Consider the following 20,568-nt stretch of genomic DNA (forward strand, 5'->3'; position numbering starts at 1 on the left):
GACGGGTTCAGGACTCCCGCATCGCGTGATTGACGATGTCGCCGATCGGACCCAGCAGATAGGACATGACCGTCCGTTTTCCGGTCACGATCATCACATTCGCGGGCATGCCTGGCGAGAGGCGCACCCCCTTGGGCAGGCGCTTGAACTCCGTGGGGTCAATCTTCAGCTCAGCGAGATAGAAGCTCTCGCCTTTGTCCGTCGTCAGAACATCGGCCGAGATATTCATAACGGAGCCCTCCACCTTGGGCACCTTCAGCGAACTGAAGGCGGCCAGATCGATCTGGGCCTTCATGCCGGCATGGACCTCATCCACGTCCCGGGGCTGGATATGGGCCAGGATCACCAGGGGTGCGTCGAGGGGCACGATATCCACCAGTGGTTCGCCACTGCCCGCCACCCCGCCAATCGTGTGCTGGGTCAGATTGAGCACATAGCCGGCGACCGGCGTGCGAACTTCGGTCGCAGCCAGGGACTCGCGGGCGGCGCCGAGCCGCGGCCCGATCTCCGCAAGCGAGGCGTCGGCCTTGCGCTTGTTTTCCCCGGCTTCGCTGGCACGCGCCTGATAGAGCCCGCTCAGTTGCAGCCGCGTCTCCCCGATCGCTTCCTGCGTCCGGGTCTTGTCCGAAACCAGGGAGCCTCTCTGGCCATCAGCTTGAGCGATCGCACGCTGGAGACGAAGCAGGACGGTCTTGGGCGCATAGCCCTTTTCATAGAGCGTCTGATAGCCTTGGAGCTCCTCGCGGCTGAGTCGCGCCTGCTCGTCGATCGAGTCGATCTGGACCTGGATGCCGCTCTGCCGTTCCCGCAACTGCACGATGCGTTGCTGGAGGATATCGATCTGGCCCTGCAGCGCCGCAAAGCGCGAGGTGAAGAGAAATTGCTCGTTGCGGATCAGCATGGCCACCGAGGGGTCGGTCGCGGCGCGCTGCGTCAACTCGGCCGGGAACGCCACCGACTTGCGGTTCAGGGCTTCGGCCTCGCTGCGCACCTGCAGAGACAGCATGGCGAAGTACTGATTCTCGAGAATCGCCACCTGGGCTTTAGGAACCACGTCATCAAATTTGATCAGCACCTGGCCAGCGGCAACCTTGTCACCGTCCCGGACATAGATGCCGCGAACAACACCGGCCTCGCGGTTCTTCAGCGACTTGCGGTTGCTTTCGACACGAACCTGACCTGGAGCCACAACACCGCCCGAGATCGACGACACGGACGCCCAGAAAATCAGGCCGAAAACGAAAACGCCAATAACCACGCTTCCGCCGATGATCGGCGCGCGAATCCGGCGCCTATCGACATCTGAAAGCGGGGCCTCGGCCCCGCCGACCTGGCTCGCCGACGTTTCGGTCGGCGCTGCGGGCTGCTGCAGGAGCTTGAGAAAACGCTTCACGACTTGGCCTCGATCGCCTTGACGGAGGGCGCCGGCTTGGCATTGGCGGCCAACTTGGCCATCACGGCTTCACGCGGGCCATACATCTCGATCATCCCGTCCTGCATCACCAACATCTTGTCCGCGGTCTTGAAGACCGTCGGCTTGTGCGACACCAGCACCACTGTCGCGCCGCGAGCCTTCAAAGTTTCCAGCGCTGACATCAGCGCCGCCTCGCCGACGGCGTCCAGATTTGCGTTGGGTTCATCCAACACCACCAGTCGGGGGTCGCGCAGCAGGGCGCGGGCCAGTCCAACCCGCTGCCGCTGACCGACCGAGAGCACGACGCCATCTTGACCCAGATCGGTCTCATAGCCCTTGGGAAGCCGCAAAATCAGATCATGCACCGCCGCCATCTTGGCCGCCGCGACGACCTCTTCGTCGGTCACGGTCGATGAGAACCGGGCGATATTGTTGCGCACAGTGCCGCCAAACAACTCGGTGTCCTGGGGCAGGTAGCCCACATGCTCACCAAAGTCACCGCGCTCCCAGGCGAACACGTCCGCCCCGTCAAGCCGCACAGTACCCGCGCTCGGCTTCCAGATCCCGACCAGGAGACGCGCCAGGGTTGACTTACCGGCGCCGGACGGGCCGATCACGCCGACGGTCTCGCCGGGGTTGATCGAGAACGCCAGGCCCCGCAGCAAAAGGCGCGAGCCGTCGGGCGTCGCGAAATTCACGCCTTCGACCGTCACGCGCCCCTGTGGCCTTGGCAAGGCCGTCGCGGCTGCGGGCGGCTGATATCTGCTGAGCAGTTCGGCTAGGCGACCGTAGGCCTGACCCGCCGCAACCAAGCCAGACCACGCGCCGACGGCCCGGTCGATCGGCGCCAGGGCGCGGGACGACAGGATCATGTTGGCGAAAAGCAGGCCCGGGCCGATCTTGTGCTCGAGGATCAGCAACGCCCCCAGGGCGATGATCAACACCTGGATCGCCATCCGCACAAACTTGATGGCGTTAGACCAGATCGCCGCATGGTCGCTGGCCAACACGCTCTGGCTCATGGAGTCGCGGCGGAAGCGGAGCCATAATGAACCGATGCTTGGCAACATGCCCATGGCGCGGACAACCTCGCTGTTGCGGAGGCCCGCATCGGTGAAGCCGTAGCTCTTCAGGGCCGCGTCATTGGCTTCCTTCATCGGAACACGGGTCGTCTGATCCTGAATGATCACCAGGACAAGCAGGACCACGCCGCCGATCAGGGTGAGCGCACCCACCCAGGGATCGATCATAAACAGAACGACCATGAACAGGGGCACGGTTGGCAGGTCAAAAAGAGCCAGCATCGGCCCGCCGGTCAGGGCCTGACGGAACGTATCCAGATCTCGCAGCGCCTGGGAGGAACTGGCGCGCTCTCGCCGACTGATGCCATCAAACAGCGCCGAGAATACCTGCCCCGAAACCCTTTGGTCGAACGCGGAGCCAAAATTGATCAGCACCCGGGCGCGGAAAACGTCGATCGCAGACGAAATTGCGAACACGAACAGCACGCCGACGCTGAGCACGACCAGGGTCGGCACGCTCTGACTGATGAGAACGCGTTGGTAAACCTGATTGGTGAAAAGCGGCAGCGCCATGTACAGCATGCTGGAGACCAGAGTGAACCCCGCCGCGGCCATCAGCGGGCCACGGCCCTCGCGCAGGGCACGGACAAGCAGATCATTGGTGCCGGTGGTCTGTTTTGGTCGTTTCATGGCGGCCGTGAAATCATCCTCGCCGTAACCCCGAGCACCTCAAACAAGCATCCAGACGGATACAAGCCAAAGATAGCAGCTACCCGCTGGACGGCGGCCCGGGCGAGCGGCCGACAAATGATCCGCACGCCCGATCCTGTCAACGGTTTTCGTATCATATTTGATGATGTATACGTCGCATATGGTTGCAACGCGCACAGTCACGTCGACAGATCAGGTCAAGGGCTTACTCAAGGCCGAGCTGAAGCGGCGGGGGCTAACCTATGCCGATCTGGCGCGCCTGCTGGCGGATCGGGGCGTAACGGAAAGTGAAGCCAATCTCCGCAACAAGATCAGCCGAGGCTCCTTTACGGCCGCATTCCTGCTCGAATGCCTGATAGCGATGGGCTGCGAACACATCATGATCCGCGGGCCAAGAACGCCCGCCCCGCCTAGCGGGCCCGAACAATCATGAAGAAGCCCAGCAGCATGACCGCAAATCCCAGGGCGGCCTGAACCGTCACCTGTTCGCGGAACAACACCCAGGCCAGCAGCGGCACCAGCGCCGATCCCAGAATCGAGAAGGGATAGGCCGCGCTGAGCGGAATGCGGATGAGAATGTAGAACCAGAACAGCGCGGTCAGGCCGTACCAGGCAAAGGCGCCGATCAGCGGCGGATTAAGCAGGGCTTTGGCGATCAGGCCGCCGGGGATCGACTGGCTGTAGTTGGCGGCGACCTTGAACAGGATCTGGCCGATCGGCAGGGTCACGGCGAAGATCAAGCACAGCAGAATGTCTTTCAGCGGCATCGTACGGCCTTATGTCGTGCGACGCTTGGGACGCAGCAGGGGCCAGACCGCGGTGCGAGGCTCGTTTTCAACGTCATAGGCGATGAAGTTGAGCACCATCTGGACGCCGATGAAGATCGGCAGGGCGGCGATCATTACCTGGCCCGAGGTCGCAGGATGCCCGTCAGACACAGCATCCATCCATCGCTCAACGCCCCAGCCGACGCCAAAAAGGGTCAGCGGCACACCGATCAGGAAGTAGAGCGAGGCCACCGAAAAATTGCGCAGCACATAAGTATAGAAGAGTCGCTTGGCGAAATTGGCGACGTTGTAGCCGAAGAAGGGCAGCACGATCCGGCCGACATCCATCTGGCTGACCTCGTCGCCATAGATCGCCGTCATCGGCACGTCGGCCACCCGGGCTCTCAGGGTGCCCAGCCGGAACAGCAGATCGGATTCGAAGAAATAGCGCTTGTCGATCTTGTCGAGCGGCACCCGTTCGATCATCCGGGCGTGCACGGCGGTATAGCCATTGGTCGGATCGAACACGCTCCAATAGCCGGACGACAGCTTGGTCAGGAACGACAGGCCGGCATTGCCGAACAGCCGCAGGAACGGCATGCCCTGCAGATCCTCGATATTGAAAAACCGGTTGCCCTTGGCGTAGTCGGCGTCGCCCCGCACGATCGGGTCGACCAGGACGGAGATCTCCGCAGGATCCATCTGGCCGTCGCTGTCGATCTTCACCAGCACATCGACGTCAAGCTCCAGGGCGTGACGATAGCCGGTGCAGACCGCGCCCCCGACCCCCTGATTGACGGCATGACGCAGCACGATGACCCGTGGATCGTTCGCATGGGCTTCGATGTGGTCGCCGACGTGATCCGGACAGGCGTCATCCACGCAGATGATGACGTCGACCTCGGGTCCGATGGCGGCGATCACCTCCAGCACATGGGCGTTCGAGCGATAGCACGGCAGGATCGCCGCCACACGGGCCGCGGTCCGCTCCAGGGGCTTGAGATGGTTGACCAGGGGCCTGACCGTCATCAGGACAGCGGTCGAAGCGTCGCCGGCGGCGGCAGGGCGACAACGGCGATCTGGTGGATCACAAAATGGCCGCCGGGTTGGTTGTCCAGATCCAGGCGCAAACCCAGGATGGTCGAATTGGCCCAGTCCTCGCCGCCCTTCCGCAGATTGGCCATGTCATAGACCATGATCGTCGTCTCGCCGGCGACAGGATCCGCGCCGCGTAGCGGCTTGCCGAAAAACGCCGCGGTCTCGCCATGGGCGGCGGTGGAATAGAACAGCGAGCCGTCCCACTTGCCCGCCTCCTTCTCGCGGGTCACGCGAACCAGAACCCCGTTGAAGCGTGCGCCGTCGATCTCAAGATTCTGAGGCGAGCGCAGGATCGGATCGATGTCCTGCTCGACCACACGAAGTCCGCCGCCACGGGCCGGATCGATCTCGGCCGCGACTGACGAAAAACCTTCCCGGGACCCGTCAAACCGCCAGAGCTGAGCCGTCTTCAGGACAACCCCGTTCAGGGTGAAGCGGCCGCCGGCCTCGTCCCACTTCACGAGCTCCGGCGGACGCACGGGCGCCGGCCGGGCCGGTTCGGCCGCAGGCTCGGGCGGCGGCGCCTCGCGCGGCGCGCCCTTGGGTCTGTCACAGGCCGCCAGGAGCAGGCAGGCCAGGGTCGTCAGAAGCAGAGACGAACGAAGGGTCACGCGGGTTCACTCCGGGACTCGGCCGCGGGGCTGGCGCGGCGGAACGAGGGATCGAGAACCACATAGAAAAGGCCGGTCATGGCCGCCAGGTCCAAGAAATAAAGATAGCGATAGTCGCAGGCGAGCGAGATCACGAAAAAGCTGGACGTGAAGGCCAGGGCGCTCAGCATCAGGCCCGCTATGGCCAGATCGGAACCCTCGCGCCGCCAGGCCAGAAAGCCGAAGACCGCCAGCGCCACAAAAATATAGGCCAGGTGCGAGAAGACCGGCGTGCCGTAGAAATAGGTGGCGTAGTTGTGCAGCGCAGTGTCCGCGGGGTCGATCGCGTTGGTCAGATTAAGATCCGCGACTAGTTTTTCGGGCCCGCTGACCCCCAGGAAGTCCGGTAGGCACGCCTCGATCCTAGGCGTCATTACCAGCCAGCGGAACACGCCCCCCCGCTCCGCGATGTAGAGGCCGGTATGCTTGGTGATCAGTTCACGCCATTCGGCGCGAATGGCGGCCTTGGGCGTTTGCCAGAGCGCCTTGCCCATTTCCGGGTCACGATCGAGGAAGTCGACCCGCTCGGGCGAATAGATGGCGGCGCCGCGGCGAATGGCGGCGGCGGCGGCGGGGCTGGCCGCCTCGATATGGACGAGCGGATATTTCGGGTCGCGCGCCACGGCGCCGATGATGTCGTAGTGCTGCAGGATGCGAAGGCCCACATCGCCGGACTTGCCGGGCCCGTCTCCCTTCGGCTGGGTGATCACACCCAGGACCTGCATCAGGACAATCGTGGCGATCAGGCCGCCAAAGCCCCAGATCAGGGCCTGACGCCAGCCGTCGCGAAATCGAAGGGCGCCCAGGGTGATCGCCGCCAACAGCACCACGACCAGGCCGTTCTGGCGAACCATGGCCGCCAGGGCCAGGGCCAGCATGGCGCCGGCCAGGGCCAGCCAGCGCGGACCAGGGCGAGTCCAGAGGACCGGCAGCTGGGCCAAACAGACAAAGCCTGCAATGGCGAGGTTCGCGAACAGGACGTCCTTCCAGACAATCGCCTGATAGATCAGCACGATGGGCGAAAGGACAAAGAGCGCCGTCAGCCCCGCCGCCCACCACGTCACGCGCGACCGCAAGGCCAGCAGCGAGGACAGGCTGATGAACAGCACAAGGGCGCTTGCAGCGACATACAGCCCCGTTCCGGGGACAATTTCGTCGAAGACGCCTAGTAACCAGGCATACATCGGCGGGCCCCAGGTCGCCCGCACGCCCGAGCGACCTTCAGCCAGTTGCGCCAGGGAATCGTAGGACAGGTGCCCCGGCAGGTTTGCGCCCAGCATGAACAGCAGACCGGCGATCAGGACGCCACGCACCACCTGCGATGGGCTCAGGCTGAAACCAAATCTCGTCATTGCGTGTGTCCGCCCCCCTGTAGCCCTCGGCTTTTAAGGTGCGTCCGCGAGCCTGCAAAGCGCGAAAAGCCCTCAGCTTGGCAGACCTGAGGTTTCATGGTCAGTACGCGCGATGACGATCGACGGCGTTGAGATAAAGCCCTCCGGGACAACCCCGGCGCAACTTGCCGCCTACAGTGCGTTGCTGAGGCGCGTGTTTGGGCCGGCGCCCAAATTTACCGGCGAAGCCCTGGCCTGGCTCTACAGGGACAATCCCGACGGCGAAGTGGTTGGGGCCGACGCCTGGTCAGGCGATACGCTGGCCGCCCACTACGTCACCGTGCCGACCCGCGCCCGAATTCAAGGCCGTTCGGTGCGGGGCCTGCTGTCCCTGAACACCGCCACCGCGCCCGAATTCCAGGGCAAGGGACTGTTCACGGCTCTGGCCGAAGCGACCTATGCCGCCGCTCGAGACCAGGGTTTTCAGTTCGTCGTCGGCTTCGCCAACGCCAACAGTACGCCAGGCTTCCTGCGCAAGCTGGCCTTCCAGAAGGTGCGCAGCCTGGAGGCTGGTGTGATGCTCCGACCGCCCAGACGCCTGGACTCAACCCCGGTCGACTTCGAGATTGAGCGAACTTCGGCGAACCTCGCCTGGCGACTGGCCAATCCCGGGGCGAAATACCGCGTGGCGCGGCAAGGCGAGCTGCTGGGCGTTTGGGCGGATACCCCCGTGCCAATGTTGCGATGCGCCGCGTTCCTGGGCGGCCATGAAGACACACAGACGACGGACGCCCCGCCCTGGATTCCGCCTCTGTTCATCGGCCTGGAGCCTCGTCTTTCATTGGCGGCCCATGGTTTTGCGCCAATCCCCACCCGCTTGCGGCCCTCGCCCCTGAACATGATCTGGCGACGCCTGGACGAGTCGCTTCCGCAAGCGCTCGACCCCGCCACCGTGGCCGTTAGCTTCCTCGATTTCGATCCCTACTGACCATGAACAGCGTCTACGTCCTGGCTCATTTCGACGACGAATACGCCGCCCTGCCCCTGCTGCTTCGGGATCGCCGGGACGGGGCGCAGCCCTGGCTGCTCTATGTGGCAGACTATGCCTCACCCGAACTCGCCGCCCGCAGACTCGCCGAGACCCGAAGCCTGCTGTCCAGCCTTGGCCTGCCGCCCGACCGCGCGGTGCATGTCGGCGCGGGAACGGGCGTGATGGACGGGGCGGTGTTCGAAGCGCTGCCTGCGGCCCACGCCGCGACAGCCTCCGCCTTGGCGACGATCGGCAGCGTGGGCCGCTTCGTGGTCGCAGCCTGGGAGGGCGGCCATGCCGACCATGACGCCTGCGCCTTCCTGACCGTCGGCCTTCGCGACGCCCTGGACCCCGCGATTCCAATCGATCAGTTCGGGCTCTACAATAGCCGCCGCCTGCCGGGCGGCCTCTTCCGCGCCTGCGCGCCGATCCCCGAAAATGGCCTGGTCCAGCACGTGAGCCTCAGCCCGCGCGAGTGGGTCGCCTATGCTGCGGCGGTGCGGTTCTTCCCCTCGCAGGCCAAGAGCTGGCTGGGCCTGTGGCCGTTGATGTTCCTAACCTTCCTGCTACGGGGCGGCTTCGGCTATCAGACCCTGACATCCGACCGCGTCAAAGCACGGCCGCATGCCGGGCCCCTGCTGTACGAGCGGATGTTCAAGACGCCCTATGACAGCGTGCGCAAGCAACTGAACGCCTTCGCGGCGGTCCCAGATGATCCGACGATCAGCGACGCCGGATCGTCAGGATCGCCCGGCGCAGCGGCGCAGTGATCCGCCAGCTGGTGCTGGCCTGCAGCGTGGCGATCGCCTGGTGCAGCTCGACGATCTGAGCCGATTGGGCGGCGGCGAAGGCCTGATGGGCGTTGGCCGCCTGCGCCCACTGATGGCGCTCACTCTCCAGCCCATCGCGACTGCGCTGGAAGATCGCCGCCTTGGCCTGCTCGGATTCGGCGCGCTGTCGCCAGAAGGCGGAGTCCTCGCGCCAGGCGGTGACCTCGCGCTCGGCCTGGCCCCGCACAGCCTCAACCTCCTGGCGCGCCGCGTCAGCTTGGGCGTGCAGCGCCGCCAGGTGAGCGCCTGCGGCGTCAAGCTCCGTCCTCAGGTCGCCGGCCGCCTGAGCGGCGGCGCGAAGGTCGGCCGTCTCTCGCCGCATGTCGGCGCAGACCTCCCCCATGACGGCATTCAGGGCGAGGATCTCCGCCGTCACCCCCTCAAGCAGACTTGCCTTGGGCGCGGCGCCGCTGGCCGCCGCCTCGAACCAGTCAAAAACGGCGCGGGCGGACGGCCAGACCTCGACGCCCGCCGAAAGGTCCTTGGCGGTGGCTTCGTGATGGCGCAGGGATCGGTTGAGGAAGCCCTGGATATCGGCCGCCGCGTCGTCCGGCGATCGCGGCAGGGCCCGGCCCAGTCCGGCTTCCACCTTGGCCAAGGCCCCGCGCCAGTCATCGAGCATCAGGTCATAGTCGATGAACACCCGATCGCAGCCCCGCGTATCGCGTTCGACCGCCAGCATATAACTGGCCCAGAGCAGCAGCGACTTCTGGGTCGAGAAGCCGTTGCGCTTGTTCAGAGAGCGCGAGACCGCCAGCGGATTGCGGACCATGATGACATAGAAAGGGTCGACGCCGCCCGAAGCCAGGGCTTCGCGCCAGAAGGGCGCCAGCACCGACACGCGCGGATCCTTCATCACCATCAAGTCGGCGTCGCCGAAATTGGCGGCTACGAAGGCCTTGGCGTCACTCAGAAAGGTCGGCGTCAAGCTTTCGGCCTTGTCGGCCACGGCCAGGGCGAAGACATCATCCCAACTGGACCCCAGGCTGGTCAGGATCTGGTCGTTCAGGGCGACCATCTCCCAGGGTTCCCAAAAGCCGGCGGGGTTGTCGGCGGCCGGGGCCATGATGCGCTCGGGCAAGGTCGCGCCGCTCAGCGAAAGCAGGCGGGCCATGGCCGACGTGCCGCTGCGGTGCATACCCGCCACAACCAGGGCCCGCCGGGCCGCCGTCTTCGCTGTCTTGGCCGATCTCGCCATACTATTCTCAACCTCGGGTGTCGTTACGTCGCCAATCGCCTATAAGCGGTCAGGACGCAAGTTCAGGTGTTTCTGCGGGCGCGAACAGGCCCTCGCTCTCCAGCCAGGCCTGGTAACTGCCGGGACCAGTGGCCAGCGGCTCGGCAAAGGCGGCGCGCAGGTCACCCCGCGCCCGGTAGAGCTCGCGATGCGCCTTGGCGACCTCGCGGCCGTCATCATAGCGACCATAGGCCCAGTAACCGGCCGGCACCCGCGGATCGGTGGCGTCCGCGATCAGGCGCTTGTACCAGTTCCAGATCTCATAGACCTGATAGTTGTCCTGGGCGTAGCGACGGGTCATCAGGTCGCCGACCGGGCCCAGCTTGGTGAAGTGCCAGAAGCGGATCGGCGAACCATTGACCGTGATCCTGCCGTCGCGGCCGATGGCCACCCGGCGATGGGCGATATTCCAGCTGGCGATGTTGTAGCCGGGGTCGCGGAGGATCTTCACGTTCTCGAAAAAGGACGGCACGTGATCGCACCAGCGCTGGTCGACGAACAGGCCGTTGGGAATATCGTCATAGCAGAAGTTCAGCAGACGATCGTTCCACCACTGGGCGAAGCGCAGGCCTTCGCCGCGCGCGCGCACAGCCACAAAGCCGAGATTGTAGATCCCGGTCTTCAGGGCCGAGACCTCGTTGTCGAGGATCGCGCCCGGCGTCGCCTCCGGCTGCAGCAGGTGCGGCGTCAGAATGATGTCGCTGGTTTCCAGCATCTCGATCAGCGGATCCAGCCGGTCCAGCAGGGCCGTATCGGGATCCAGATAGATGCAGATGTCGGCGCCCTTCTGCAGGGCCTGGTGCATGAAGGGGCCCTTCACCGCCGTGCAAACCTCGATCACGTCGTGCTTGAACAGCCAGGCCTTGAAATCGGGAATGCCCAGGTCGTCGGCATAGACCAGGGTGTCGAACTGTTCCTGGGTCGGGTCCCAGTTCAAGGCCGCCGGCGGCCGATCAGTGATCAGGGCCACCAGCTCCCACTCGGGGTGGTGCTGGCGCAGGGTCTTGAACAGCACGCGGGCGCGGTTGAGATAGGAAAAAGTGAAGCTGGAATAGCAGACGACTTTCATCGGACGCCCTCGGCCAGCAGGTCAGCGGTCATGCGGCTGTAGGCCAGGTCAAACAGACGCGGCTCGCGCTTTGACCGCGCCAGGGCCAGAACGCCGCCGTCCTGGAACAGCGCCAGGAGGTCATCCTCATCGGCGACCACCAGGCCGCGCTCCCCCGCTTCACCGGCTTCGACGAACCGCGGCACATTGCCGGCGTCCGGCAGGGTGACCACCGCCGCGCCCGCCGCCACCGCCTCATAGGCGGTGAAACAGAAGGTCTCCGGACACAGCGACCAGATCAAGGCCACGTCCAGATCCAGCCCCTCGACCGCCTCGGCCATGGCGGGTCCGCCGGAGCCTCCGACCTTCACGAACTCGACGCCCGCGACCGGAGCCTTGGCGTGCCCCAGGTGCAGGAACCGATAGCGGGGATCGCCCTGAAGCCTTTCGGCCAGACGCGCAAAGACCGGCCAACCCTTGTGCTCCACAGGCATGCCCAGAAATCCGACGCGGAGCGGCCCTGCCTGCGTCCTGGGCGCCCGGGCCTGGCGCGGCTCGAGCGTCGCATGCGGCAGCACCTGCGCGACCTTGGCCGCCTTGGGGTGGGTTTTCAGCCAAAGCGACAGAGCTGCCTCCGACGGCGCCACCGCCGTGATCTCGAACGCGTTGAAGAAGTCGGCGTGCTCCGCAAGATGGATCCAGCGCCGTTGGCCATAGACGCAAACGCCGCAGGCCTGGCTGTCGGGCGACGGCGCGCCGCAGAAGGCTACGTCATTGCGCAGCAGGGCATAGTTGGCGCAGACGCTGGCGAAATCGTGGATCCAGAAGAAGCCCTCCCGCAAGCCCGCCGCCTTCAGAATGGCGGTGACGGCCGGGATGCTGTGACCCAGAAAGCTGTGCACGGCGAAGGTCGCCTCGCGGACCCGGTCCGCCACCGCGGCGCGCACGGCGCTGGCGGGAAACAGTCCTGCCCTCTGGCCGTTGACCAAGAGGCCGACCAGCGGATCGGCGGTCTCGATCTCGATGACGGGCGAGTGGGAAGCCGGATACAGATGCAGACGCGGCCGGCCCGCGCCCGCCATCGCGTCCGCTTCCCGCGCCAGGCACAGCTGAACCCCGCCCAGGGTGGCGGTATAGTCATCGTGGCTGACTGTGATGTGGGCCCCCGTCAGGGCGCCGGCGGCGTCCAGCGCCGCCCCCAGAGCGGCGATCGGCGACGCCGTGACCTTTCGCGCCTCGGCCTTGGCCAGGTCGACGCGCGCCTCGATCGGCGGCCAGTTGGCCAGGATGTCGTAGCGAAAACCGTAGTCCGCCTTCAGCGGTCGCCCCTCAAGCCGGCCAGTGACCACATAGTGCTCGAACGGATTGACCGCCGCCGACCGGATGTCGGGATTGACCTCCAGATAGACATGCATGACGAACCAGGGCGCCGGGTCGCGACCCTCGCGCCAGCCCCAGTTCATGAAGTGCTCGAACGGATCGATGTCCGCGTCGCGAACGTCACCGTAGCGCTCCACATAGAAGGCCGCATCGAAGGCTTCCCGCACCGGATCGACCGCGTCGCTGTCTGTTGGCCCCGTCATCACATTCCTTCCCGAGGCTTGGCCGAACTCGAACCGCCGCCTCGGGCGTTTGTCTAAGATGACAGCTTCCTTCGGTGTTTCGGCGGGCCACCGTCAACACCTTTCACAACCCTCTTCCGACCCGTCCGCCACGATCCAACCATTGCCGCGAAGCCGTCCAGGCCTTATTCGAAGGGCTCGAGCGGCCCCAGGAACCAGACATGCCGGGCAAATCCGCAGGGGTGACCGACATCGAAAACCAGCTCGACCTCCGCGCCACGCCACGCCATCCGGTTCTGGTCGAAGGGGTCGGCAACCACGTCCTGGTTGGCGAAGGCGCCCAGATCGACTCCCGGATGATCATCCGCGGCGCCCGAAACCGCCTCCTCATTGGCGCCGGCTCTTTCGTGACCGGCTTCACCCCCACGGGCGGCGGCGGCGCGCTGATGGATCCCAGGCCGGACGTCATGGCGAGCCTGACGATCCAGGGGTCGGGCAACACCGTCGAGATCGCTGAGAACTGCCGGCTGGGCGCAAACCTGACGGTGATCGGCGATGACAACCGCATCCGTATCGAAGCCGGCTGCGCCATCAATGGATTTGTGAGCCTGCTGTGTCCCACCGGGTCCACCCTCATCGTCGGCGCGGGCACGACCATGGTCCAGGTCTCGATCCAGTTGCATGAACCTGGCGAGATCACCTTCGGCGAAGACTGCATGGTCTCTTCGCAAACCTATGTCTCGCTGAGCGACATTCACCCGATCTATGACCGCGCCACAGGCGACCGGATAAATCCTGCGGCCTCCGTGACGGTGGGGCGCCATGTCTGGCTGGGCCTGCGCTGCATGGTCCTGAAGGGCGCGACGATCGGCGACGGAGCGGTGGTGGCCGCCGGTGCGGTCCTGTCGGGACCCACGCCCGCCAACGCCGTCGTGGCCGGCGTACCGGCCAGGGTCGTGCGCGAGAACATCGTCTGGCGGCGCGAACTGTCGGAGGGCGCGCCGGAGCCGGCGATGCTGGTGAATAGGCGCAGACGCGTCTGGTGGCCGTTTGGCCGTAACGAAAATCACCAGAAGCGCGACGGATCATGACACGGCGCGATGCGACGACCTAGAAACACAGACCCCCCCCGTTCCTCAGACTGCAGAACCCTCGGCCATGAAATTGCGCGTCTCCGAAACGCTCCGCGCGCTGGCGCAGAGGCATTGTATCTTTACGGCCAACCCCGGCGACATGTGGGCCGTGGGTGATTTCATCCATGTCGATCCTGAGGCGGTAATCGAGCCCTATTCGCACCTTCTGGGGGGCGCAACCGTTCCCAAGCGGTTCGGAGCCTTTTCCTACACCTACTCGCCCTTCGACACCCTGACCTCGATTGGGCGCTATTGCTCGATCTCCTGGCAGGTGAAGATCATGGGCTCAAACCACCCTTCTGACTGGGCTACAACGCACCCGTTCTCGCACCTCCCCCAAACCCTGAAAGGTATTCGCGCCTATCTAGCCGAAGTTGACGCCTTGCCTTTCCATCTGGTGCATTTCGGCCAGGGTCCGCTGGAGGTCACCATCGGCAACGATGTCTGGATCGGCGCCGAGGTGATGATCAAACGCGGTGTGACGATCGGCGACGGCGCCGTCATCGGGACGCGCAGCCTGGTGACCAAGGACGTTCCGCCCTACGCGGTCGTCGCCGGTTCGCCCGCCCGGCTGATCCGCTACCGTTTCGACGAACAGCTCATCGCCGACCTGCAGGCCAGCCAGTGGTGGCGCTATGGACCCGACGTCCTGCAAGCGCTCGACGTGCGCGAGCCTGCGGCTTTCCTGGACCGGCTGCGCGAACGCGAAGCCCTTGGCGACATCAAGCCGCTGGCGTTCGAACCCTTGACGGGCGAAGCGCTGATCGAAGCCAGTAAGGTCGAGACGGACTCGCCTACCGCGCCATGACCTCGTCGATCAGCTCCAGCCAGGCGGGGACGCCGACCGTCGCGCGATCGAAACGCTCCAGGGCGGTGACCCTGGCGGCGGCGCGCAACGGCGCATAAGCGGCCGGATTCCGACAGATCTCCACCAGGGTGTCGGCTAGACCCTCAGGGTCGAAGAAGTCGCGGAGCAGGCCGTTGACGTCGGGGGTGATCGCGTCATGCAACGGCCCGGTGTCGGATCCCACGATCAGGCATTCGCAGGCCATCGCTTCGACCAGCGACCAGGAAAGGACGAAGGGATAGGTGTAGTAGACGTGCGCCGTCGAGATCGACATCGCCTTGACCATCTCGGCATGGTCCACGGCGCCGGTGAAATGCACCCGCTCCATGTCCAACCGGTCGCCCACCTCGGCCATCATCTTGCCCTTCCAGGTCTGCCCGTTGGGCAGGGAGCCGCCATAGACCTCGGTGCTGTCGCGACCAATCAGCAGCACCTCCGCCTCCGGACAGCGCTCCAGAAACGACGGCAGGGCCCGCATGAAGGTATGGAAGCCGCGAAGCCGTTCGAAATTGCGGTTGATGAAGGTGATCACCGGCTTGGAGCCGTCCAGGATCCGGCCACTTGGCAGCTTGAATGTCGCATTGGGAATGCGCCGCGCGCTCTCCAGATCGACCCCTTCGTGGACGATGCGAATCCGGTGCTGCAGGCCGCGCGGCAGAAGCGAGGCCTGAAAGGGCGTGGGGCACACGATCATGTCGGCCTCGGCATAGGCCAGGGCCAAGCCCATGTTCTTGGCGTGGATGCGAAAGTCCGACAGAGGCCCGGATCGCTCGAACTCGGGATCGAAGTTCACATCGGCCCCATGCGACCGGTAGAAGAATTCGCCAAAGAGGATCTGGCGGGCTTCGGGGAAAACCTCGCGCAGCTGCAGCGTCTCGCCCCAGCCGGGGTGGCCGATAATCAAGTCGGGCGTAAAGCCGTCCGCCTTCAGCTTCATAGCGGCTTCGGCGGCGCCCTGGCCGCGCATTAGGTCGGCCTCGGCCCGAGTAGCGGCGTCGAAGATGCCGGGCGTTGATCCCCGGGCCAGGGTCCAGCGCCGCACATCAAAGCCTGGCCGTCCCTTCACGCTGGGCCCGCCGATGGCCGCCACCTTGTGGCCGCGCTGACGGACAGCGTCAGCGATGTGCGGGAACTGACCCGGGAAGTTCTGGTGCACAAAAAGAATTCGGCTGGCGGCCACGTCGTCCTCATTGAATCTGCCTGTCCCTGTTCTTGGTCACACCGAAGCAGAGCGTCAATGGTCCAAGGTCACCCCCGGTGCTCTGGCGTCGCACTGGACTATGGGCCCTCCAAACCCCTAAACCGCCACAGGGCCCGCCTCGTCGGCGCGCCGACCGTCTTCATCTGTGAAGGGCGACAGTCTTGACGTCTCGTCTTGCGATCTATCATCCGGCCGGCCGGATCGGCCTTGGCGCCAATGTGTTCGGCAAGGATGTCGCCAATCTGGAACTTTTCCGCGCCATGGTGCTGTACGGCGGCCATGAGCAGGTCGATTTTCTGACCCAATCGGCTGTGCCGTTGGAAGACCTGAAGCAGAGTCTGCTCGGCGATCGCGCCTGCGCCACGCGCATCACCAACGCCAGCCTGATGGCGCTCGGCGTGGCCGCCGCTGCGGGAACCCTGCTCTTTGGCGGTCCCAAGCTGGAAGAGCCGGCCTGGCAGCGCCGCCGCGCAACCGGGGATCGTGCCTACAGCCTGATCGGCCTGATCCACACCATCGCGCCGCCGATGATGCGACAGGACATCGCCATGGCCTCGATCGCGCCCACCCAGCCCTGGGATGCGCTGGTCTGCACCTCCCCCTCCGTGCAGCAAGCCATGGAGACCATGTTCGACGAATGGGGCGACTATCTCGGGAGCCGCTTTGGCGACGGCAAGCGCGTGGTTCGCCCACACCTGCCGCTGATCCCCTTGGGCGTGTATGGCCAGGCTCTGGCCGCTGTCGCAGATCGTCCCACCGTACGAGCGTCGACTCGCAAGGAACTGGGGCTGGACGAGGACGGCGTTCTGGTTCTCTGGGTCGGGCGGCTGTCGTTTTTCGAAAAGGCCTTTCCTCAATCGATGATGCGGGCCGTGGAGGAAGCCGCGCGCGCTACCGGCAAACGCGTGCATTTCGCCATGGTCGGCTGGTTCCCGAACGGCGCCGACGGTGAGCGCATGTATCGCCAGGCCGCGCAGGCCCACGCCCCATCGGTGACGTTCCACATCATCGACGGCAATGACCGCGAGAAACTCGGGGCCCTTTGGGCCGCCTCCGACATCTTCCTGTCCCTGGTCGACAACATCCAGGAAACCTTCGGCATCACGCCACTGGAAGCCATGGCCTCGGGCTTGCCGGTGGTGATCAGCGATTGGGACGGCTACCGCTACACCGTGCGCGACGGCGAGGAGGGTTTCCTCATTCCCACGCTCATTGGCCCGGAGAACAGCCTGCCCAGCGACCTGATCGCCGGACACGCCGTCGGCCTGAAGAGCTACCAGCAATATGTGGGGATCATCGCCCAACATACCGCGGTGCATGTGGGCCGCGCCGCCGGGGCCTTGGTGGAGCTGATCCAGTCTCCCGATCTTCGCCGCCGGATGGGCGAAGCGGGTCGCCGGCGGATTCGCGACACCTTCGACTGGTCGGTCGTCGCGCGCCAGTTCTCGGCCCTGGCCCAGGAGATGAGCGCAATCCGCGCCGCCGCCGTCGACACCCGCCCCACATCGACCCGAAACCCTGTTCGGGGCGACCCTCTGAGGGATTTCGCGGGCTTCGCTACGGACGTCCTGTCGCTGACGAGCCGACTGACCCTCAGGACGGGCGTCGACGCCGATGCGCTTAAGGACGTCCAGGCCCTGGAACTGGACATGTTCGCCGCCAACTGGCGCGGGACGTATGACGAATGCCAGACGGTCCTCGACCATCTGGCCGACGGTCGCGCCGCGAGCGTCGAGGAACTCCTCCTGCTGTTTCCCATGCCGCGCCGGCGGGCGGTTCAGCTCAGCCTGCTGTGGATGGCCAAATGCGGCTTCCTGGAATGGCTCTGACCGGGCCTGACTTGAATCCCGCCCCGAGACCCTCCACCTGAAGTCTGTATCGCCGGCCCGTGGCTGATCTCAGGACGGGGCGACGAACGAAGTCGCTTAAGCGAAGGACTTCGCGATGACACGGACCATCCTGTTCGACAGCCCCTTTCTGCTGGGCTTCGAACACACCCGCGACCTGATCGAACGCGCCGCCAAGGCCGCGTCCGAAAGCTATCCGCCCTACAACGTCGAACAGGACGAAGACGGGCGTGTGCGCATCACTCTGGCCGTCGCCGGTTTCTCACCCGAACAGCTTCAGGTGACGGTAGATGGCGGCCAGTTGATCGTCGCCGGCAAGCGCGACGCGGATACCCGAACCGAGGCCGATCGCGCCTTCCTGCATCGCGGCATCGCCGCACGAGGCTTTGTGCGCACCTTTGTTCTGGCCGAAGGGATAGAGGTCACGGCGGCCACACTGGAACACGGCCTCCTTCATATCGACCTGGCCAGGCCCCAGCCTGAACGGCTGGTCAAACGCATTCCGATCCGCTCGGTCGCCTGATCCAGCCCAGTCCTTTCAACGTTTTCAAGTACGACGGGCCGCTGAACCGGGGCCCGGTCGATGCGTTCCCTTTTCGAAGGAGGTGGTCATCATGACACCGAACAATCACTACGCCATGGTTTCGACGGAAGCCTTCGCTGCGCTCGGCGCGCCGAACCTGGTCTATGTCCGTCCGATCAAGGCGGCTGAAATCCTCGCCGACGCACCGATCGGTGCGGCCGACGACTTCGATCTGCCACCCGAACAAACCCTGTATGCCGTCTGTCGCGCCGATGGCGCACGCTTGGCCGTGATGGTCGATCGCGACACGGCGATCGCCGCCGCCCTGGCCCACGAACTGGCGCCGGTGTCGGTGCACTAGCTCAGCGCATAAACTCGGCGGCGCCCCTCGAGAACCGCCAAGCCTGTTGGCGGGATCAGAAGGATTCAGGCGGCTGTGCTGGTCGCTTCGCGCGCCAGGAGGACATGGACAGCATCGGCCGACCGGGCCTGGCGCAGATGCTCGCGCAGTTCGGGCTCCCGCATCAATCGCGACACCCTGGCCAACGCCCGCAAATGCTGGGCGTTGGCGTCGCGCGGTGCGAACAGCGCCACAACCAGATCTACGGGCTTGTCATCGACGGCGTCAAAGGCCACCGGCGTTTCCAGGCGCAGAAAAACAGCCCGCACGCGGTCCAGGCCGTCGATGCGCGCATGCGGTATCGCAACGCCATGGCCCACGCCGGTCGACCCTGCGGTCTCGCGCTCAAGCAAGCCATCGAGCACGGCCACGGCATCGACATGCAGAACACGGGCCGCGACATCAGCGACAACGCCGAGGAGTTGCCGCTTGCCCGGAGCACTGACGCGTAGCGCCACGGCCCCGGGGTCTAGGAGATCGCCGATAGTCATGGACTTAACGCTCGCTCGTTGTCGGCCACCGCCACACCTACGCCGGGGGCCTACCGAAACGCCGAGGATCCTGACAGGATCCCTTTAGCTCGCGGTCGACCCATTCCCGTTCAGTGATTGGGTGCGTTCAGGATCTATCCAGCCGATATTTCCGTCTGGCCGACGGTACACCACGGACAATCCGTCGTGAGCGGCGTTCCTAAACACGATTGCCTGGGACTCGGTCAAGTCCAGTTCCATGACCGCCATGGAAACAGTCATTGTCTTCAGGGCGGCCTGGCTCTCCGCGATGATCATGCCGGACGGCGCGCCGCCGGGATGGTCCTGGTCGCCGTCCCAGTTGTCGTCCTCATGGTCGTCATCGACCGGCGCTCGCAGCACATACATCGCGGCGTTCTCGGCCTGCTTGGCCGAGGCTGCAACCGAGTGGCTCTTCAGTCGTCGCTTATAGCGCCTGATCCTCGTCTCGATCTTGGCCAGGGCGGCGTCAAACGCCGCATGGGCGTCACCGCCCGCTCCGTGGCTCAAAAGCTGCTGGCCCGAAGCCAGCTTTACCGAACAATCGGCCCGGAAGGCGTAGCCCTCCTTGCTGATGACCACGTCGGCGGCGCCGCCGCGGTCAAAATACTTGCCGATGCTCAGGGTGATTTCGTCGGAGACTCGCGCTCGCAGAGCCTCGCCAACGTCGACATGCTTGCCGGAGATTTGGACTTGCATGCCCTAACAACGCGCCTGTCGCAGGCCGGTGTCAAGCGGCGCCGCATGCGTCAAAAAAGGCCTGACACGCCTCCGACCAAGGCGCGCACGCCGGCGGTCACCACACCCGCGCTGAGGAACAGCAAACCCGCACTGAAGGTGGCCATCAGATAGCCCAAAAGGGCCAATAGACCGTCTCTTTGCAGCAGGGCCAGGGCAAGCACGGCCACCGTCGCGCCGGGGGCCAGATTGCCTAAGGGAATGGGCAGAATCAGCACCAGAGCCAGCAGGGTGCACAGGACGCCGATCAGGCGCTCGCCCGTCGTGCCGATCATCCAGTGCAGACGTGGCCGGGTGACCAGTTCCATCCTCTTGACCACCGGCCAGAGCTTGCGAAACAGGCCGCGCAGATCATCTCGCCTTAGCGGCCGCTGGACCATGCGGCGCGGCAGCCACGGCGCGCCGGCGCCCCAGGCCAGTTGCGGCGCCAGAAGCAGGATCGGCAGGCTCAAAAGCGTCGACGACCCTGGCGGCAGCGGCAGACAGTTCAACGCGCCGAAGACAAACAACATCGCGCCGCTGGCCCGGCTGTCGAAGGCGTCAAGCATCTCCCCGACGGTTATGGTGGGGCGGACATCCTCGCCAAACCCCTCAATGACGGCCGACAGGCTCTTGGTTGTCATTCGCGCTCCTGCTTGACGATCCTATAACGCCAAGCCCGGCCTGCGGG

General features: G+C 65.1%; 21 protein-coding genes. 8 read left to right on the forward strand and 13 right to left on the reverse strand.

Annotation, left to right across the window (positions count from 1 at the left end; genetic code table 11):
* Positions 1-7: 7 nt before the first annotated feature.
* Together ACW18B_RS02595 and ACW18B_RS02600 are read right to left on the reverse strand one after the other, a co-directional pair.
* On the reverse strand, positions 8-1,393 hold the full coding sequence (locus tag ACW18B_RS02595; protein WP_492049286.1) for an HlyD family type I secretion periplasmic adaptor subunit: 1,386 nt from the start codon (positions 1,391-1,393) through the stop codon (positions 8-10).
* Positions 1,390-3,126, reverse strand: a complete 1,737-nt coding sequence (locus ACW18B_RS02600; protein ID WP_492049288.1) for a type I secretion system permease/ATPase — start codon at positions 3,124-3,126, stop codon at positions 1,390-1,392. Before ACW18B_RS02600 ends, ACW18B_RS02595 begins: the two co-directional genes overlap by 4 nt.
* Before the next feature lie 181 nt (positions 3,127-3,307).
* Here ACW18B_RS02600 and ACW18B_RS02605 point away from each other — a divergent pair, with 181 nt between their 5' ends.
* On the forward strand, positions 3,308-3,580 hold the full coding sequence (locus tag ACW18B_RS02605) for a DUF6471 domain-containing protein (protein WP_492051853.1): 273 nt from the start codon (positions 3,308-3,310) through the stop codon (positions 3,578-3,580).
* On the opposite strand, the gene ACW18B_RS02610 is transcribed toward ACW18B_RS02605, so the two are convergent.
* Genes ACW18B_RS02610 through ACW18B_RS02625 form a run of 4 tightly spaced genes read right to left on the reverse strand, consistent with a single transcriptional unit; the run spans position 3,558 to position 7,014 of the window.
* Positions 3,558-3,914 carry a DMT family transporter gene (locus ACW18B_RS02610; RefSeq protein WP_492049290.1) on the reverse strand — a complete coding sequence of 119 codons (357 nt, stop codon included), beginning with the start codon at positions 3,912-3,914 and terminating at the stop codon, positions 3,558-3,560. The two genes, ACW18B_RS02605 and ACW18B_RS02610, sit on opposite strands and share 23 nt — an antisense overlap.
* Before the next feature lie 9 nt (positions 3,915-3,923).
* Positions 3,924-4,943, reverse strand: a complete 1,020-nt coding sequence (locus ACW18B_RS02615) for a glycosyltransferase family 2 protein (protein ID WP_492049292.1) — start codon at positions 4,941-4,943, stop codon at positions 3,924-3,926.
* Positions 4,943-5,623, reverse strand: coding sequence for a hypothetical protein (locus ACW18B_RS02620; protein WP_492049294.1), 681 nt, complete (start codon positions 5,621-5,623; stop codon positions 4,943-4,945). The genes ACW18B_RS02615 and ACW18B_RS02620 overlap by 1 nt, the downstream gene beginning before the upstream one ends.
* The gene (locus ACW18B_RS02625) at positions 5,620-7,014 is read right to left on the reverse strand and encodes a hypothetical protein (RefSeq protein ID WP_492049296.1); all 1,395 of its coding nucleotides are present in this window, start codon (positions 7,012-7,014) and stop codon (positions 5,620-5,622) included. Before ACW18B_RS02625 ends, ACW18B_RS02620 begins: the two co-directional genes overlap by 4 nt.
* Before the next feature lie 112 nt (positions 7,015-7,126).
* Here ACW18B_RS02625 and ACW18B_RS02630 point away from each other — a divergent pair, with 112 nt between their 5' ends.
* A complete protein-coding gene (locus ACW18B_RS02630) occupies positions 7,127-7,981 on the forward strand; it encodes a GNAT family N-acetyltransferase (protein WP_492049297.1) in 855 nt (284 codons plus the stop codon).
* Between the two features lie 2 nt (positions 7,982-7,983).
* Positions 7,984-8,793: a hypothetical protein gene (locus tag ACW18B_RS02635; RefSeq protein WP_492049299.1), complete on the forward strand. Its 810-nt coding sequence runs from the start codon at positions 7,984-7,986 to the stop codon at positions 8,791-8,793.
* Here ACW18B_RS02635 and ACW18B_RS02640 read toward each other — a convergent pair.
* The 3 genes from ACW18B_RS02640 to ACW18B_RS02650 are packed head-to-tail and all read right to left on the reverse strand — an operon-like array spanning position 8,747 to position 12,721.
* Positions 8,747-10,051, reverse strand: a complete 1,305-nt coding sequence (locus ACW18B_RS02640) for a sulfotransferase family protein (RefSeq protein WP_492049301.1) — start codon at positions 10,049-10,051, stop codon at positions 8,747-8,749. The genes ACW18B_RS02635 and ACW18B_RS02640 overlap by 47 nt on opposite strands.
* 49 nt (positions 10,052-10,100) lie before the next feature.
* Positions 10,101-11,159, reverse strand: coding sequence for a hypothetical protein (locus ACW18B_RS02645; RefSeq protein WP_492049303.1), 1,059 nt, complete (start codon positions 11,157-11,159; stop codon positions 10,101-10,103).
* Positions 11,156-12,721, reverse strand: a complete 1,566-nt coding sequence (locus tag ACW18B_RS02650) for a glycosyltransferase family protein (RefSeq protein ID WP_492049305.1) — start codon at positions 12,719-12,721, stop codon at positions 11,156-11,158. Before ACW18B_RS02650 ends, ACW18B_RS02645 begins: the two co-directional genes overlap by 4 nt.
* Before the next feature lie 200 nt (positions 12,722-12,921).
* On the opposite strand from ACW18B_RS02650, the gene ACW18B_RS02655 reads away from it, so the two are divergent.
* On the forward strand, positions 12,922-13,791 hold the full coding sequence (locus tag ACW18B_RS02655; protein WP_492049307.1) for an acyltransferase: 870 nt from the start codon (positions 12,922-12,924) through the stop codon (positions 13,789-13,791).
* 67 nt (positions 13,792-13,858) lie between these two features.
* Positions 13,859-14,641 carry a CatB-related O-acetyltransferase gene (locus ACW18B_RS02660; RefSeq protein ID WP_492049308.1) on the forward strand — a complete coding sequence of 261 codons (783 nt, stop codon included), beginning with the start codon at positions 13,859-13,861 and terminating at the stop codon, positions 14,639-14,641.
* On the opposite strand, the gene ACW18B_RS02665 is transcribed toward ACW18B_RS02660, so the two are convergent.
* Positions 14,628-15,860, reverse strand: a complete 1,233-nt coding sequence (locus ACW18B_RS02665; protein WP_492049309.1) for a glycosyltransferase — start codon at positions 15,858-15,860, stop codon at positions 14,628-14,630. The genes ACW18B_RS02660 and ACW18B_RS02665 overlap by 14 nt on opposite strands.
* 182 nt (positions 15,861-16,042) lie before the next feature.
* On the opposite strand from ACW18B_RS02665, the gene ACW18B_RS02670 reads away from it, so the two are divergent.
* The 3 genes from ACW18B_RS02670 (at position 16,043) to ACW18B_RS02680 (ending at position 18,612) form a co-directional block, all read left to right on the forward strand.
* Positions 16,043-17,710 (forward strand): glycosyltransferase family 4 protein, encoded by a 1,668-nt coding sequence (locus ACW18B_RS02670; RefSeq protein WP_492049311.1) that lies wholly within the window; start codon positions 16,043-16,045, stop codon positions 17,708-17,710.
* Positions 17,711-17,825: 115 nt separating this feature from the next.
* Positions 17,826-18,251, forward strand: coding sequence for an Hsp20 family protein (locus ACW18B_RS02675; RefSeq protein WP_492049312.1), 426 nt, complete (start codon positions 17,826-17,828; stop codon positions 18,249-18,251).
* Between the two features lie 91 nt (positions 18,252-18,342).
* Positions 18,343-18,612 (forward strand): DUF1150 family protein, encoded by a 270-nt coding sequence (locus tag ACW18B_RS02680; RefSeq protein WP_492049314.1) that lies wholly within the window; start codon positions 18,343-18,345, stop codon positions 18,610-18,612.
* Between the two features lie 65 nt (positions 18,613-18,677).
* Here ACW18B_RS02680 and ptsN read toward each other — a convergent pair whose 3' ends face one another.
* The 3 genes from ptsN to ACW18B_RS02695 form a co-directional block, all read right to left on the reverse strand.
* Entirely contained in the window at positions 18,678-19,142 is a 465-nt protein-coding gene (gene ptsN, locus ACW18B_RS02685) for a PTS IIA-like nitrogen regulatory protein PtsN (protein ID WP_492049316.1), read from the reverse strand.
* A gap of 84 nt (positions 19,143-19,226) precedes the next feature.
* Complete coding sequence (hpf, locus tag ACW18B_RS02690) at positions 19,227-19,859, reverse strand: ribosome hibernation-promoting factor, HPF/YfiA family (protein ID WP_492049318.1); 633 nt, start codon at positions 19,857-19,859, stop codon at positions 19,227-19,229.
* Positions 19,860-19,909: 50 nt separating this feature from the next.
* On the reverse strand, positions 19,910-20,521 hold the full coding sequence (locus ACW18B_RS02695) for an exopolysaccharide biosynthesis protein (protein ID WP_492049320.1): 612 nt from the start codon (positions 20,519-20,521) through the stop codon (positions 19,910-19,912).
* Between the last annotated feature and the right edge of the window lie 47 nt (positions 20,522-20,568).

Source organism: Caulobacter sp. FV2ps19 (assembly GCF_058681035.1).